This is a genomic window from Clostridium sp. ZBS15 (genome assembly GCF_023845705.1).
Taxonomy (GTDB): Bacteria; Bacillota; Clostridia; order Clostridiales; family Clostridiaceae; genus Clostridium; species Clostridium aquiflavi.
The window spans coordinates 1-13762 of record NZ_JAMQHY010000076.1 but is presented as its reverse complement, the minus strand read 5'-3'; the positions used below and the strand labels follow the sequence as shown (position 1 = coordinate 13762).

Here is a 13762-nt window from a genome sequence, read left to right as displayed (position 1 = left end):
TTTTAGTATTCCTAAGTTCAATTACTCAGTCCACTTTGCTTATGCATATATAAACACTAGCATATATTAAAATACATTGTGAATATTGGGAGGAATATAGAATGGAAGCATATAAAAAAGAGTTTATTGAATTTATGATAGAGTGTGGAGTTTTAACTTTTGGAGATTTTGTAACTAAGAGTGGCAGAAAGACACCGTTCTTTGTTAACACAGGAAATTATAAAACAGGAAGTCAATTAAAAAGATTAGGAGAATATTATGCTGAAGCTATAAAGGCAAATTATGATGACGATTATAATATAGTGTTTGGACCAGCGTATAAGGGAATTCCTTTAAGTGTTACAGTTACAATGGCCTTAAGTGATAAGTATGGAATAGATGTAAGTTATTGCTCAAATAGAAAAGAAGTTAAGGATCATGGAGATACTGGAATACTTCTTGGAAGTAAATTAAATCATGGAGATAAGGTTTTAATAGTAGAGGATGTAACAACATCAGGAAAATCTATTTATGAAACAATGCCAATTATAAAAGAACAATGTAATGTAGATGTAGTAGGACTTGTTATATCTGTTAATAGGATGGAAAAAGGTCAAGGAGAAAAATCTGCATTAGTAGAATTAGAAGAAAAATATGGATTTAAAGCTTGTGCCATAGTTACAATGACTGAGGTTGTAGAGTATTTATATAATAAAGAAATTAATGGAAAAGTAATAATTGATGATGAAATCAAAATTAGAATAGATGAATACTACAAACAGTATGGTGCCAAATAGAAATGAAGAGTAAAAAAACTAGAAGTTACTTGATGTGATTTTAAAGTAACTTCTAGTTAAATTATAATTTTGTTTAAAGGTTAAGATTAGTGATTTTTTATTTCTTTAATTCTGTAATATGAATAGTATTATATTTATTGTCTTTAATTGCTTTTACAATTTGCTGTAATGGAGAGTTAGTATTATAGTCAATATTCAGTTTATCGTTATCTATTTTTAAATTTATAAAATCTAATTCAATTGATGGATGATAAAAGAAACTATTTAAAATCTTTGAATCATTCTTTTTAAGTCCGTTTATTATAGAAGATAAATCATTAGGGTCTGGAACGTATCCTAATGGTGTTGGTACATATAAATTGTTTTTATTGTTGTTGTATAAATTAGAGGTTGAGTTGTCATAAGGTTCGTATATATATTGAAAATATTCTTCAATTACACTTTGTTGAAGTTTTGTATCTCTATAATGTGGACTTTCATAAAAACTTATAGGGATATTTAAGCCACTAGCAACATCAATACCATTTTCAATTATCTTTTTAGTATCTTCTATTGTATTATTTACATCTTTAGATAATTCTTCTCCAACAGCACTTCTATCATTGCCACTTTGGTGAGTATAACCATGCAAACCAATTTCAGCACCTTTATTTATTAAATAGTCTAATAAATTAATAAAACCTACATTATTTATAGTGTTATTTTTTAATAAATCATTATCTATGTTTTCTGTAGGAGCTTTAAATCTAGGAATCCATCCAACATGGAATTTTATTCCTTTAGAATATAAAAGATTAGCCATACATTTTACTTTAGCTTGATTCACATCTACAAAGTTAGTATCACCACATGTAAAATCTTCGAATCTAACCATGGCTACTTTTTGGCTAAATACAATGTTGGATAAATTAGGTTGCTCTAGCTCATTATTTAGCAAACTGATACTTTTTTTATTAAAATCAAATATAGCTATAAGATCAAATATGTCTTCTATATCTGATAGAGATATATAAGTTTCATTATCATGAACTAAAGAATTTCCTCTAAGGCTAAATTCTTTGAGATTTTTTTCAAAGGTATTATTTTTTAGGATAATATTTTTATTATCCTTTGTTAGTTGTATTTCATTATTTGAATAATCAGTAGAATAACCCAATATTTTACTTATAGATTTGATTGAAAAATAATATCTTTGAGCTTTTAATAAGGTGGGTATGTTTTTTATAGTTGTTTTATTTAAAATATTTAAAGTAATATCAGGTACATTTTCTATTGGCATATTATCAAATTTAATATTTGATACATATTTAGTTTCAAAATTATTTGTTGGTAATGATTTAGAATAAATTTTATTGTTTATAATTGTTAAGTTGTTCTTAAAAGTATTATTATGGGCAATAAAAAAATAAACTCCTAAACATATAATGATGAATGAAATAAAATAAATTAATGTTTTTTTAAAATTTTTAATCATAAGTATTCCCCTTTTAAATATGTAAATAAAATTAATATATATATATATTAATTATAACATTTGAATGTGTCAAATTTCGAATAAATAAATTAAAATTTTCTTTTCAATTGATAATCATTATAACTTAAAAAACGTTTAAATAGCAATATTGTTAATTTTAGTGGATTCAATTGAGAAAAAAATAACAATCTTTACAATGATTTATTTTATAAAAATGCAAAAAAACAGAGTATAAGTAAATAAATAAGATAATATACAAAATAAGTAAGTGTAGTTGTTTATGAGCATAAAAAAAATATAAATTTTAAGAAAAAACAGAAAAAAGCTTTGAATTTACACTAATTTATATTATAATAACATTGAGAAAGATTTAACAAAGTTTTTTCTTGATATATATTAAAAGGAGGCAAAATCATGTTTAAACAATGGGAAGGATTTAAAAACGGTACTTGGCAAGAAGGTATTGACGTAAGAAACTTTATACAAAAGAATTATAAAGTATACGAAGGAGATTCAAGCTTCTTAGAAGATATAAGTGAAAAGACAGCAAAGGTATGGGATAAAGCATACGAATTAATTGTTGAAGAAGTTAAAAAAGGAATAATAGATATTGCAACCGACAGAGTTTCAGGAATAAATAACTATGAAGCAGGATATATAGATAAAGATAATGAAGTAGTAGTAGGACTTCAAACTGATGCTCCACTAAAAAGAATTGTAAATCCATTTGGTGGAATGAGAATGGTTCAAACTTCATTAAAAGAATACGGATATGAATTAGATAAAGATATAGAAAAACATTTTTCAAAATATAGAAAAACTCATAATGAAGGAGTTTTTGATGGCTATACAAAAGAAATAAGACTTGCAAGAAGTGCAGGACTTTTAACAGGACTTCCAGATGCTTATGGCAGAGGAAGAATAATAGGTGACTATAGAAGAGTAGCTCTTTATGGTATAGATTATTTAATAGAAGAAAAGAAAAAAGATCTTGATAATCTTCAAGGGGACATGCTTGATGAATTGGTAAGAAAAAGAGAAGAAGTTTCTATGCAAATTAGAGCTTTGGGAGAAATAAAAGAAATGGCAGCTAAATATGGCTGTGATATATCTAAACCAGCATCAAATGCCAAAGAAGCGGTACAATCTTTATACTTTGGATATTTAGCTGGAATTAAAGAAAATAATGGAGCAGCTACTTCATTTGGTAGAACTTCAACATTTTTAGATATATATATTGAAAGAGATTTAGAAGCAGGATTAATAACTGAAAAAGAAGCTCAAGAATTAGTAGACCAACTTATAATAAAATTAAGATTAGTAAGACATTTAAGAACTCCAGAATACAATGATTTATTTGGTGGAGATCCAACATGGGTAACTGAATCAATTGGCGGTATGGGTATAAATGGAAAGTCATTAGTAACAAAGAACTCATTTAGATACTTACATACATTGATAAATCTAGGTGCTTCAGCAGAACCAAATTTAACAGTTTTATGGTCAGATAAGTTACCAGAAAACTTTAAAAAATACTGTGCAGAAATATCAATTAAGACAGATGCAGTTCAATATGAAAGTGATGAAGTAATGAGACCAATTTATGGTGATGATTATGCAATAGCTTGTTGTGTATCAGCTATGAAGGTTGGTAAACAAATGCAATTCTTTGGAGCAAGATGTAATATTGCAAAATCACTTTTATATGCAATAAATGGTGGTTGTGATGAATTAAAAGGAATGAAGGTAATACCAGGAATTGAAGTAATGAATGATGAAGTTTTAGATTTCAATAAAGTAAAAGAAAATTACTTCAAAGTTTTAGAATATGTTGCTAAAATTTATGTAGATACAATGAATATAATACATCATATGCACGATAAATATGCTTATGAAGCAGGACAAATGGCTTTACATGATACTATGGTAGATAGACTTATGGCATTTGGTATTGCAGGTCTTTCAGTTGCAATAGATTCATTATCAGCTATTAAATATGCAAAAGTTAAACCAATAAGAAATGAAGAAGGACTAGCTATCGACTTTGAAGTTGAAGGTGATTTCCCTAAATACGGAAATGATGATGATAGAGCAGATGATTTAGGAGTAGAATTAGTAACTAAGTTCTCAAATGAACTTAAGAAACATCCTTTATATAGAGATGCTAAACATACATTATCAGCACTTACAATTACATCTAATGTTATGTATGGTAAGAAAACTGGTACAACACCAGATGGAAGAAAGAAAGGTGAACCTTTAGCACCAGGAGCTAATCCAATGCATGGAAGAGATGCAAATGGAGCATTAGCATCATTAAATTCAGTTGCTAAAATACCTTACAATGAAGTTTGCCAAGATGGTGTTTCAAATACATTCTCAATTGTACCAGATGCACTTGGAAAGAGTGAAGAACAAAGAATATCTAATTTAGTTTCAATTTTAGATGGATATTTTGTTCAAGGAGCACATCACTTAAATGTTAATGTTCTTAACAGAGAAACATTAATAGATGCAATGGAAAATCCAGATAAGTATCCAACATTAACAATCAGAGTTTCTGGATATGCTGTTAACTTTAGCAGACTATCAAAAGAACAACAATTAGAAGTTATAAGCAGAACTTTCCACGAAAGTATCTAAGATTAAATAATTAAAGCTATATTTTAAATATTTATTGATATATTAATAAGTAAAGTGGAAGAATAATTAGTTTAGAATTGAGAGTTGATAGTGGAGAGTGAAGGAAAAAATTCCTCCATGGAATTTTTGAAATTATATTTTTAGAAAGTCTGTAAGACTTTCATCCTAAACTTTCAATTTTCCACTCTCCACTCTCAATTTAAAAAGGGCATACCCCCTTTTTATATATACTATAAATTCATAAACATAACTTAATAACTTAATTATACCCCTGTCTTAAATGGCAGGGGTGTAGTTCTAGGAGGATAGAAAAATGGTTAAGGGAAGAATTCACTCAATTGAAACTATGGGATTAGTAGATGGACCTGGAATTAGGGTAGTTGTATTTTTTCAAGGGTGTTCATTAAGATGTAAATATTGTCATAATCCAGATACTTGGACTTATGATGGTGGAGAAGAATATACTGCAGAAGATTTAGTTAAGAAGATAGAGAGATATAAAACATATTTTAAAAGTTCTAATGGTGGAGTTACATTTTCCGGTGGAGAACCCTTAAGGCAACCAGAATTTCTTCTAGAAGTATTAAAATTATGTAAAGAAAAAGGAATAAACACGTGTTTAGATACCTCAGGATTTGGACTTGGAGAATATGATGAAATATTAAAATATGTAGATTTAGTTTTATTTGATATAAAACACTATGATAAAAATGGTTATAAGAATGTAACTTATATGGAAATTGATGAGTCATTAAAATTTTTACAAGGGGTTCAAAATTCTAAAATTCCAATTTGGATTAGACATGTTGTTGTTCCAGGATTAACTGATGGGGAAGAACATATAATAAATCTAAAAAAATACATATCTAATATAAGTGGGGTTGAAAAAGTAGAATTATTACCATATCATCTGCTAGGAAAAAATAAGTATGACGTTTTAAATTTTAAATATCCATTAGAAGGTGTTCCAGCTATGGATAAAGAAATAACTAAAAAATATCAAAGTATTATTGAAGAATAAATAGAAATAAGGAGCTTTAAATTTTAAAAGCTCCTTATTTTTTTATTATATAAAAATAAAATTATAATAATAAAGAAAAGTTTTCTTTTTCGAAATGACATATAGGACAAATCCAATTACAAGGTAGATCTTCAAATTTTACTCCAGGTTTTATATTACTATCTACATCTCCTATTTCAGGATCATATATATACCCACAGATATCACAAATATATTTTTTCATGTGAATTCACCTCATTCAATATAATATTTGTTGATAATAATATAATATTTAGAGGATTATATTAATGTTAATAAATATTAATGTAATCCTCTAAATATTCAATTTAATTTGTTAATAAATATGAATTAAATCTATAAATTAATCAACTGAATGGGTAAATTAACACTTTGAAAGAAATAATTTTAATAATTATTTCTTTTTAAGTAAATTTGTAAAATATCCTCTTGGGAAATATCCTTTTTTTAATCCTTCAGTTACGGTTAAATAAGTTGCAGTTGTATCAAATCTTGCATCATGATAATTACCACTACCTTTAAATAATTTATCAGAAGTTTTAGTGATTTGATCTTTTGTTATTCCAAGAAAATTTATTACTTCTTCTAATTTAGGATTCTTTATTTCACCATTTGCTTTAGGAAGTTTACAAATATCTCTATAGTGAGCCATTGTACAAAAAGAATGTTTTGGGGTGAAATCTTCACCTAATAAAGATAATTCGTGTTTTAAAAATCTAATATCAAAATTTACATTATGTCCTATTAAGAAATCAGATTCTATAAAATCTTTAAAGAATTCAGGAACTAAATCTTCAAAATATTGACCTTCTGATAATTCATATAGTTTTTCCAAAGAGAAACCATGGATTTCTTGAGCTGATGGATCCATTTCATCAACTGTAAAGAAGAAATTTTTACCTATTGTTATTTGTGGTTTAGAACTTGCATCTACAGTTATATAACTTAATTGACAGATGCTACCTGGCTTAATACTAGTAGTTTCTGTATCAAAAAATAATAATTTCATTATAAAATAATACCTCCTTAGTTTATAAGAAACTTAATTATAGTATTTAATACTATATTAAAGACATTATTCTAATTAATGCCTAAATCTAATTATATAGTATTTCTAAAGTTTTTCAATTAATTCAACTAAACGATAATTATTATTAAATACTATTGAATTTGATTATTATTTAATGTATACTGACTTAGAAAGAAATAAGAAACCTAATTTCTAAATAATATATTTATAATATTATTTAGAATCAATTTAATAGGAAACAATAATAAAGTATTTTAATATGTTTATAAATTTGTAAAATAATAATTTATAAACGTTTTGATAATAATATATTAAAGAATAGAATATTTAGGAGGACTAGACATGGCAAGAGAAAGAAAACGTAAGGTATCAATTATAGGTGCAGGATTTGTAGGATCAACAACAGCATTTGCTTTAATGAATAGTGGAGTAGCTACAGAAATTTGTATATGTGACATAAATATGGATAAAGCCATGGGAGAAGTTATGGATTTAGTTCATGGAACTTCATTTGTAAAACCAGTTAATATATATGCTGGTAGCATAGCAGAAACTAAAGATTCTGATATAGTTATAATTACAGCAGGAGCAGCACAAAAAGAAGGAGAAACTAGATTAGACTTAATTGAAAAAAATTATAATATATTTAAAGGATTTATTCCGGAAATAGCAAAAGTAAGCCCAGAAGCTGTATTATTAGTTGCATCTAATCCAGTAGATATTTTAGCATATATTACATATAAATTATCAGGATTCCCTAAGGAAAGAGTAATAGGAACAGGGACTGTATTAGATACATCACGATTAAAATACGTTATAGGTAAGTACCTAAATGTAAACAATAATAATATACATGCATATGTTTTAGGAGAACATGGCGATAGTGAAGTTGTAAGCTGGAGTACTGGAAGTATTGCTGGAGAAGGATTTGATGACTACACAAAGAAGTTCTCATTAGAATGGGATGAAGAAATAAGAAGTGTTATTGAAAGTGATGTTAAAAATGCAGCATATGAAATAATAAGTAGAAAAAAAGCTACCTATTATGCAATTGGATTAGCTATAACTAAAATAGCAGAATCAATTCTTAGAGATGAAAATGCTATTCTAACTGTTTCATCATTAATGCAAGGAGAGTACGGTATTAGTGATATGTACTTAGCTATACCTACTATAATTAATAGCAATGGTGCAGTAAGAATAGTAGAGCCAAATATAACTCAGGAAGAAATAATTAAATTACAAAATTCAGCGAATATATTAAAAGAACATGTATCAAAATGTCAAATTTAAATTTTATTTGACAAATTATTATTAATTTATTATACTGAATGAGTGAAATACGGATGTTTAGGAGATCGAGTATGCAAATGCATTTCAAGATCTCCTTTTTACTAAATATTTATTTAAAAAATATAAGTAATATAGAATAATTTAAGGGGGATTTATTTATGAATATTGAAAATGTTATTATTCCAGAAGGATATAAAAGCAAAAATTCATTGATAGAAACAGAAGTTCATATTAAAAAGATTAAAGACTTTTTTGAAAGAGCCCTTGCAGAAAGCTTAAATTTAACTAGAGTTTCAGCGCCTTTATTTGTTGAACCTCAAACAGGAATGAACGATAATTTAAATGGTTCTGAAAGACCTGTAAGTTTTGACGTTTTAGCAACAGGAAAAGATGTGCAAATAGTACATTCATTAGCTAAATGGAAAAGATATAGTTTATATAGATATGGCTTTAATGTAGGTGAAGGCTTATATACAGATATGAATGCTATAAGAAGAGATGAGGACTTAGATAATCTTCACTCTATATATGTAGATCAATGGGATTGGGAAAAAATAATAAACAAAGAAGATAGAAATCTAAATACTTTAAAAGATGTAGTAAAGAAAATCTATACTGTATTTAAAAAAGCTGAAGACTATGCTTGCAAAGAATCAATGGATGAAGAAAAATTTTTACCAGAAGAGATATTTTTTATAACTACTCAAGAGTTAGAAGATATGTATCCTGGAAAAACTGCGAAAGAAAGAGAAGATCTTATAGCTAAAGAAAAAGGCGCAGTATTTATAATGCAAATTGGGGATATATTAAAATCAGGAGAAAAGCATGATGGGAGATCTCCAGACTATGATGATTGGACTATGAATGGAGATATAATCTTCTACTATCCAATTTTAGATAGGGCATTTGAAGTATCATCAATGGGAATTAGAGTTGATGAAAAAGCTTTATTAAGACAACTTAAAGAAGCTAATTGTGAAGATAGAAAAAATCTTGAATTCCACAAGATGTTATTAGAAGGTAAATTACCATATACAATTGGCGGAGGTATAGGACAATCAAGAATATGTATGTTTTTCTTGAAAAAAGCTCATATAGGTGAAGTGCAAGCTTCAATCTGGGATGAAAAAAATCTAGTGGCATGTGAAAATCATGGTATAAGATTATTATAAAAGTACATATTTCAAGGCTCTGTTTTAATACAGAGCCTTAAAATATGTATAGGAAATTATATCTTATATCCTAAAACTAATTTCTCCACTTGTTACAGCTTTCTCATTTCCAGCTGTATCTTTTACAATAAGTTCACCATTATCATTTATACCAATGCAGGTGACTATTTCTTCATTATGATAAGTTATAAGTTTTGCTTTTTTATTTAAAAGATTAGAATTTTTTCTACATATATTTAATACTTCAGAAATATCATTTTTAAAAATAAATTTTTCATAAAGTGGTTCGAAATTGTTAAGAATTTCTGAAAGTATTAAGCTTTTGCTGAAGGTTTTATTGAATTCTAATTTTAATGACGTAGCTATGTCTTTAAGTTCATCTGGAATTTCTTGACTTTCTAAATTTACATTTAATCCTATTCCTAAAACCAAATAATGTATTCTATCTATATCACATTTCATTTCTGTTAAGATACCACATAATTTTTTACCATTAACAAAAATATCATTAGGCCATTTTATATGTACATTAATGTCTAAGTTTAAAAGTGCTTTATAGACTGAAGCAGCTGCAATTTGAGTTATTTTCGAAGCTTCTGAAGGTGGAATATTTGGCTTTAATATTAAACTCATCCAAATGCCATTGGTTGGTGAAATCCATTTTCTATCAAAACGTCCTTTACCTAAAGTTTGTTTTTCAGCAAGTATTAATGTTCCATCACTTATAGTATCATTATCAGCTAGTTGTTTTGCAGTTTTATTAGTTGATGGGAGTTCAGAAAAATATTTTATATCTTTAGCTATTTTTTTTGTTTTTAATAATGGATTTATTTCATTTGGAAATAATGTATTAGGTGAGGATATTAATTTATATCCTTTGTTTGAAATTCCATCTATAACATAGCCTTTATTTTTTAATGTCCTAATATGTTTCCAAATAGCACTTCTTGAAATCTTTAATTCTAAACTTAAGGTTTCTCCAGAAATATATTTAGAAGAATTTTTTAATTTATTTAAAATTTTATTTTCCATAATTAAATATCTCCTTTTAATTCTTTAAGATTATTTTTGTAAGAATAATTATTAACTTGTAAAAACATATAATTATTGAATAAATTATATCATAATAAGAAAAAAAAATTAAAATTATATATAATAAAGATGAATATTGAAAATAATTACTAACATAATTATTGAATTTTAAATTTTCGTATTATATAATTATAAAGATAGTCTGATTTTAATTTACATATGGTTATAAGTACTTTTAGAAATGAAAAAAGAAAGGAAAAATTTCATGGATAAAAACATAAAAAAGCAGAAAAAAGCTGTAAAGGCTAGACCAAACGGTTCTAAAAAAAGGAAAAAAAGAAAGAAGGTTTCTTTTAAAGGGGTTTTAGGATTTTTAATATTTATGGTTATTTTCACAGCTTGTACAGGCCCTTTTGTACTTTTATATGGCCCTTTTGAAAATGCAAAAAGAACATTTGTTGGAGCTGCAATGACATCTATGAATCATCAATTTTTAGCAACATGGTTTTTATCAGATGAAAAAATAGCTGAGATTTTAGGTACTTCATCAGTTGATGAAACTTCTGAAAATACAAATGTTAATGAAGTAGAAATACCTAAAGTAAAAGATTCTAATATTGAATTGCATACAATAGAAAATCCTAAATATAATGGATATCTTTTAACAATAAAAGATCCAACTAGAATAAAAGTAGGATATACTTCTAAATTAAATGTAGAAGGAGAAACTACCTCTCAAATTGCAAAGAATAATAATGCAATAGCAGCAATAAATGGAGGTGGATTTACAGATAGTTCTTCAACAGCTCAATGGACTGGGAATGGAGGACTTCCAACAGGAGTTATAATGAATCAAGGAAAGGTAATTTTTAATGATAAAAATGAGAATGAAAAGACTGATTTATTAGGAATTACAAAAGAAGGTAAATTAATAGTAGGAAATTATTCTGTAAATGAACTTAAGAAGTTAAATATAGAAGAAGCTTTAAGCTTTACTCCAACTTTAGTTGTAAATGGTAAAATGACTCCAATGGCAGGAGATGGCGGTTGGGGAGTAGCTCCAAGAACTGTAATAGGTCAAAGAGCAGATGGCGCAATCCTCCTTTTGGTTATAGACGGTAGAAGTGCAACAAGTTTAGGTGCTACATTAAAGGAAGCTCAAGAAGTAATCTATAAATGTGGAGCTGTAAATGCTATAAACTTAGATGGTGGAAAATCAACAACAATGTATTACAATGATAAGATAATAAATAATCCATCAGATAGCTTAGGAGAAAGAGCGATACCAACAGCAATTATTGTTGAGTAAAAAGGAGAGACAAAGATAATGAAAGTTATTAAAAGAATAATTTCTTGGGCAATACTATCTCTAATATTACAATTTGCTGGTTTGTTCATTTTAGATAGTTTTGTTTTTAAACATTCTTCAGATTTTAAAATAAAGAAAGTAGAAACTGATGTAGCAGATACTAAGAATGTAAATGCAACTATTCCAGATGGATCAGAAGATGTAAAAATATCTTATGATGGAAGATATTTAACTTATAATTATAATAATAAAGTATACATAGAAGATACATCAACAAATGAAAAAAATGAAATTAAGACTCAAGATGGTGGAGATATAATGTATTATAAGTGGCTATCTGATAGAGATAGAATAGTTATAGCAGAAAAGACTAATATAGATGATGAAGAGAAGATAAAGCTTGTAACATATGATCCAACTAATAAAGTTCAAAGTGATGTAAGTGAAGTATGTAGCTATAAAAGTAATATGGAAGTAAAAAAGATAAGTGTTTCAGTTCTTACAGGAGTGTATTATGTTGATGTAGACAGAGGTGGAATGAAGAATACTGTTTATAGAATAGACATAAACCATGATTTAACAAGAGTATCTCTTAAATCTGATGTATTAGGTAATATGGATGTTATTCCACGTTACGATAGATTGATTTATGAAGATGAGGTTAACAACACTTTTTATGCAACAAGTCCTAGTAAGAGACTAGTAATCAAATCAGATAAAGAATTGGCATTACTTGGAATTGATGCCGAAGGTGTTATATATATTGGCGAAATAACAGCGGATAAAGTTTCGAAAATAATATATGGTACAGTAGATGAGGATACATCATCATGGAAAAATTTAGACTTAACTGAAGTGGTAAATCCAAAAGATATGTATTTTAATAGTAAAAGTGAAATACTAATTAATGATAATCTTCAAGGAATAGTAAAAAATCTTACTACAGGAAAAGAAATGTCATATGACGGAAAACTAGTTGAAATAAAAGAAAAGTTTGTAGCAACAGTTGTAGATGGAAAATTATCATATACTAGTTTAGTAGAGGAATAAGAAGTTTTATAAATGAAATTATCTCTAAGACATTGATTTTATGCTTTATTAGTCAGAAATTCAATTTAGAGATAGTTTCATTATTTTTTATAAAAAAAATTGTTTATGACAATAATGTCAAATATAAATAAAATTTAAAATAAGGAGAAAACGTATGTATAGTATTGAGTTTAAAATGCTTTTGGATAAATTGTTTGATTTAATGGTATTAATACCAGCAATTTTAATTGCATTTACATTTCATGAATATGCTCATGGAAAGGTAGCAGATGTATTGGGGGACAAGACTCCTAGATATGAAGGTAGATTAACATTGAATCCTGTTGCGCATATTGATCCCATGGGATTTCTGATGATATTATTATTTGGATTTGGATGGGCAAAACCAATTAGAACTAATCCATCTGCATATAAAAATTATTATAAAGATGATTTAAGAGTTAGTGCTGCTGGAGTATGTGCAAATTTATTAGTAGTATTAGTAACATCAATATTATTTGGAATCTATGCTAGATTTGCAATTAATGTGTTACCTGAATCTTATTATAGTGTCATTTATCTTATGATTAATAAGATTATTCTTATTAATATTAGTGTTGCAGTATTTAATTTATTACCTATACCGGGATTAGATGGATTTAAAATATTAGAAGATCTGATGCCAAAGAAATTTTCTATTATAGGAGAGAAATTATATAAATATCAGATGTTAATATTACTAGGCATAATATTTTTTGGAGGCTTTATAATTAATATTCCAGTTAAATTTTTATATATGAAAGCTCTTAATTTAGCAGTAATTATAATGTCGTTATTTTAATTTAATGTAATGGGTATTATGAAATATTAAGTTATTCCGCCCACTTTTCTTATGCATATATCAACACTCTACCAAAATAAAAATGAGTTCGAAAATTTCATTACATTTTCGAACTCATTTTTAT

Annotated in this window: 12 protein-coding genes; 8 read left to right on the top strand and 4 right to left on the bottom strand. The window is 26.9% G+C overall.

What is annotated here, in order from left to right:
* The first annotated feature begins 101 nt into the window (after positions 1-101).
* The gene (gene pyrE / locus NG904_RS16225; RefSeq protein WP_252232732.1) at positions 102-776 is read left to right on the top strand and encodes an orotate phosphoribosyltransferase; all 675 of its coding nucleotides are present in this window, start codon (positions 102-104) and stop codon (positions 774-776) included.
* Between the two features lie 97 nt (positions 777-873).
* Here the strand turns inward: pyrE and NG904_RS16220 are convergent, their stop codons facing one another.
* Entirely contained in the window at positions 874-2250 is a 1377-nt protein-coding gene (locus tag NG904_RS16220; protein WP_252232730.1) for a DUF2334 domain-containing protein, read from the bottom strand.
* A 414-nt stretch (positions 2251-2664) separates the two neighbouring features.
* Between NG904_RS16220 and pflB the strand changes: the two genes are divergently transcribed.
* Entirely contained in the window at positions 2665-4893 is a 2229-nt protein-coding gene (gene pflB / locus NG904_RS16215) for a formate C-acetyltransferase (protein WP_252232728.1), read from the top strand.
* A 313-nt stretch (positions 4894-5206) separates the two neighbouring features.
* Positions 5207-5914, top strand: coding sequence for a pyruvate formate-lyase-activating protein (pflA, locus tag NG904_RS16210; RefSeq protein ID WP_252213113.1), 708 nt, complete (start codon positions 5207-5209; stop codon positions 5912-5914).
* Positions 5915-5975: 61 nt separating this feature from the next.
* Here pflA and NG904_RS16205 read toward each other — a convergent pair whose 3' ends face one another.
* Positions 5976-6137 carry a rubredoxin gene (locus NG904_RS16205; RefSeq protein ID WP_252213114.1) on the bottom strand — a complete coding sequence of 54 codons (162 nt, stop codon included), beginning with the start codon at positions 6135-6137 and terminating at the stop codon, positions 5976-5978.
* 189 nt (positions 6138-6326) lie between these two features.
* Positions 6327-6941, bottom strand: a complete 615-nt coding sequence (locus NG904_RS16200; protein WP_252226709.1) for a 3'-5' exonuclease — start codon at positions 6939-6941, stop codon at positions 6327-6329.
* 363 nt (positions 6942-7304) lie between these two features.
* Between NG904_RS16200 and NG904_RS16195 the strand changes: the two genes are divergently transcribed.
* Positions 7305-8255, top strand: a complete 951-nt coding sequence (locus NG904_RS16195) for an L-lactate dehydrogenase (RefSeq protein WP_252226707.1) — start codon at positions 7305-7307, stop codon at positions 8253-8255.
* Between the two features lie 158 nt (positions 8256-8413).
* Complete coding sequence (gene asnA, locus NG904_RS16190; protein WP_252213119.1) at positions 8414-9427, top strand: aspartate--ammonia ligase; 1014 nt, start codon at positions 8414-8416, stop codon at positions 9425-9427.
* 63 nt (positions 9428-9490) lie between these two features.
* Here asnA and NG904_RS16185 read toward each other — a convergent pair whose 3' ends face one another.
* Positions 9491-10459 carry a biotin--[acetyl-CoA-carboxylase] ligase gene (locus NG904_RS16185; RefSeq protein ID WP_252213120.1) on the bottom strand — a complete coding sequence of 323 codons (969 nt, stop codon included), beginning with the start codon at positions 10457-10459 and terminating at the stop codon, positions 9491-9493.
* Between the two features lie 265 nt (positions 10460-10724).
* Here NG904_RS16185 and NG904_RS16180 point away from each other — a divergent pair, with 265 nt between their 5' ends.
* The 3 genes from NG904_RS16180 (at position 10725) to NG904_RS16170 (ending at position 13638) form a co-directional block, all read left to right on the top strand.
* Positions 10725-11768, top strand: coding sequence for a phosphodiester glycosidase family protein (locus NG904_RS16180; RefSeq protein WP_252213536.1), 1044 nt, complete (start codon positions 10725-10727; stop codon positions 11766-11768).
* Positions 11769-11786: 18 nt separating this feature from the next.
* Entirely contained in the window at positions 11787-12818 is a 1032-nt protein-coding gene (locus tag NG904_RS16175) for a dipeptidyl-peptidase IV (protein WP_252226704.1), read from the top strand.
* A gap of 154 nt (positions 12819-12972) precedes the next feature.
* Positions 12973-13638 carry a site-2 protease family protein gene (locus NG904_RS16170; protein ID WP_252213124.1) on the top strand — a complete coding sequence of 222 codons (666 nt, stop codon included), beginning with the start codon at positions 12973-12975 and terminating at the stop codon, positions 13636-13638.
* Positions 13639-13762 lie beyond the last annotated feature (124 nt).